At 69.3% G+C, this 3,025-nt stretch carries 3 protein-coding genes; 2 read left to right on the forward strand and 1 reads right to left on the reverse strand.

Annotated elements, in window-relative coordinates; genetic code table 11:
* Positions 1 to 143: 143 nt before the first annotated feature.
* Together VFB40_RS24790 and VFB40_RS24795 are read left to right on the forward strand one after the other, a co-directional pair.
* A complete protein-coding gene (locus VFB40_RS24790; RefSeq protein ID WP_324854719.1) occupies positions 144 to 434 on the forward strand; it encodes an FmdB family zinc ribbon protein in 291 nt (96 codons plus the stop codon).
* Between the two features lie 115 nt (positions 435 to 549).
* Positions 550 to 2,169 (forward strand): hypothetical protein, encoded by a 1,620-nt coding sequence (locus tag VFB40_RS24795; RefSeq protein WP_324854721.1) that lies wholly within the window; start codon positions 550 to 552, stop codon positions 2,167 to 2,169.
* A gap of 110 nt (positions 2,170 to 2,279) precedes the next feature.
* Here the strand turns inward: VFB40_RS24795 and VFB40_RS24800 are convergent.
* Positions 2,280 to 3,025: hypothetical protein (locus VFB40_RS24800; protein ID WP_324854723.1), on the reverse strand; the 746-nt coding region annotated here is incomplete at its 5' end.

Below are 3,025 nucleotides of genomic sequence, written 5' to 3' on the forward strand. Positions count from 1 at the left end.
TGACCGAGCCGGCCGGCCTGGGTGCCGGCGCGCCGGCACCTTCGGCGCGTGCACAACAGCGGCCGATCGCATCAGGATGTCGGACGCGCTCGTCTCTGCGTCGGCATGATCCTCACCGCGTCTCTCTGAAGGAGGCCGACCCGATGCCAACGTTTGATTACCAGTGCGGCGAGTGCGGCCACGTCTTCGAGGTGAAGCGCCGCTTCGGCGAGGACGCCCAGACGGCCGCCTGCCCGGAGGATGGCGCCGAGGCGAAGCGGCTATTCTCGCCGCCGCTCGACATGATCGTCTACGGCAAGGAGTACACCGTGCGGACGCCGCCCCCGACGACGACGCCGTCGTCAGGCGGGCATGGGCACAGTCATGGCCATAGTCACGGCCCGGGCGGTCACACCCACAGCCACGGTCCCGGCGGCCACACTCATAGTCACTAGCGAAGCTGCGCCTCAAACCGACGAGAGGTCGTCGCTGGCCGGTCCGCGCCGGGTGACGGCGGGGATGTTGGGGAGGCACCATCGGAGTGTTCACCCACCCGTGAGGGAGGCTCCGATGGCGACCCCCAACATCGAGACCATTATCCGCGATCGCGTGACGTTGACGATCGACTGCATCGACCGGCTGTACCTGAATGGGTACGTGCCGACGCTGCAGACCTCCGGGCAGTTGTGCTGGTACTTGAAGGAGCACCTGGGGAACCCGATCCCGTCGCCGGCCCTGCTGCGGCCGCTGCACGATCGGTTCGTCCGCGACGTGGCCGCGTTCGCCGACTCGGGCAAGATCCCGGTCGTGCACTTCGAACGCGGGCAGCGGAAGGATGAGGTGGCGGCCGAGCACCGGGCGCGGTTCACCAAGGCGGAGGGGGTGGTATTCATCGGGGTGGCCCAGGAGCGGGCCAGCGCGTTCAAGGCCCAGAAGCAGACCGGCCCGCAGGGCGGGGTCCACTTCGACTTCTCGCGGCAGTCGGTGGCCGTCAACCACTACTACTTCTATGTCCAGGATCGGGAATGGGGACCGGGCTTCGTGAAGGTCGGGACCTACTTCCCGTACCCGGTGCGGATCTGCCTGAACGGTCACGAGTGGGCCAAGCAGCAGGCCCGGCAGGTCGGGCTCACCTTCACCAGCCTCGATAACGGCTTCCTGGCCTGCGACGACCCTGCGCGGCTCCAGGCGATCTGCGATGGCCTCGGGCCGGCCGACGTGCAGCGGTTCTTCGCTCGCTGGCAGGCTCACCTGCCCTGGCCCCTGACGGCTGTCGACCGGGCCGCCGGCTACCGGCATCGGCTGAGCATCTGGCAGCTCGAAGTCAGTCGGACCCAGGTCTTCGACCGGCCGGTCCAGGGGCGCCACTTCTTCGAGGCGGTGATCCGTGAGAACCTTGACCTCGGCCGGCCCGATCGCGTCAGCCTGCTGTTTCCCACGCGGTTGACCCGCCGGACGCCGGCCCCCGCGCACGGCTACCGGACCCGGGTGATCACGACCGGGATCGCGCCCAGCCTGCACGTCGCGTACAAGCACACCGACGTCAAGCAGTACTTCAAGGAGGAGCGAGCGCTCCGGACCGAGACCACCATCAACGACCCGACCGACTTCCAGTCCAAGAAGGCCCTGGAGACCCTCCCGCAGCTGCGTGCCACCGGCACCCGCATCAACCAGCAGGTGCTCACCGTCGAGCGCGTCAGCCACGCCTGCTCGCTGAGCCAGGACGCCCTCGCCCAGCTCCAGACGCCGCGCCAGCAGGACGGCCACCGCATCCCGGCCCTGCGCTTCGGCGACCCGCGGGTCCTCGCGCTCCTCCAGGCCCTCTGCCGCTTCGCCCACCTGCCGACCGGCTTCCGCAACCGCGACCTCCGCCCCGACGTCGCCGCCCTGCTCGGCCGCGACCGCGCCACCTACTCGCGCGGTGCCATGACCTACGACCTCCGGCGCCTCCGCCTGCACGGCTTGATCGAGCGGGTGCCCCGCACTCACCGCTACACCCTCACCAGCTTCGGCCTCCACGTCGCCTTCTTCTGCTCCAAGCTCCACCTGCGCATCCTCCGCCCAGCCGCGGCCGCCCTGGTCGATCCTCCAAACGATCTCCCGCATCCGCTCCGCGATGCCTTGCGCCTCCTCGATCAGGCCATCGATCAGCTCTGCGCCGCCGCACAGCTCCACCCGGAGGCCGCCTAAACGTGACTCTTTCGTCCGCCAGTCACGGCTTACAGCCGGCTAGTGTCCGGCCCCGGTGACCAGGGCAGGGTGTTGGGTGGCCGGGTCGGCGTGGACGACGCAGCCATCCACTACGCCGGCTGGGCCGCGCCATGTTCGAGGCGTAGCTCGTTCCGGGCGAACTGGACGTACGACAGGCCGAGCGGGCTGCCGGCCTTGAGCAGCGCCAGGCGGGCGCTCCGCACCGCCTCGCCGATGGTCATGCCGCTGAAGAAGCGGCGCAGGCACTCTTCGCCAAACGCACACGCGAGCGGCTCAGAGAGCGGAACTGACGGGGCCAGAACGCCGGCCGCGCCACACGCCGTCACGAAACTGCGCGCGAAGTCGAGCGCCCACTCCGGCCTGGGCTCCTGCCCGGTCGGCGCCGCCGGCGCCCTGACAGGGTTCATGAAGACGAGCGGACCGCCGCCGTGCCAGTTGATGCGCGCTGCGCGAAGGTCGGCAGGGTGGATGAAGCCCTGCTCCCCCGGCGCTCCGATCTGCAAGTACAGCACGTCGCTCGGGCCATCGCCCACCAGGCCGTAGACGTACACGGTGCTCAGATCGGTCTGGCTGAGGATCTGAAATTCCTCGCTCCGGCTGCTCCCGGAGAGCATCCGAACGCGCGGCGTGAGGCTGCGCAGCTGCTGAAGGTGCGCCGCTCGTTCGACCAACGCCCGGTCGGTCGAGAAGAGCACCGCCAGGGGAGGTGACTCCGAGCTCACGATCTCGCTGCTCACGCTGGCCTGGAGCGCGTCGAGCAACGGCATCCCGACCTGATGGCGAAAGCCCCAGAATCCGCTTGGACAGATGACGGTGGCGTCGCCTTGGGTTGGAC

Origin of the sequence: Actinocrinis sp. (genome assembly GCF_035650855.1) — a bacterium.
GTDB lineage: Bacteria > Actinomycetota > Actinomycetes > Streptomycetales > Catenulisporaceae > Actinocrinis.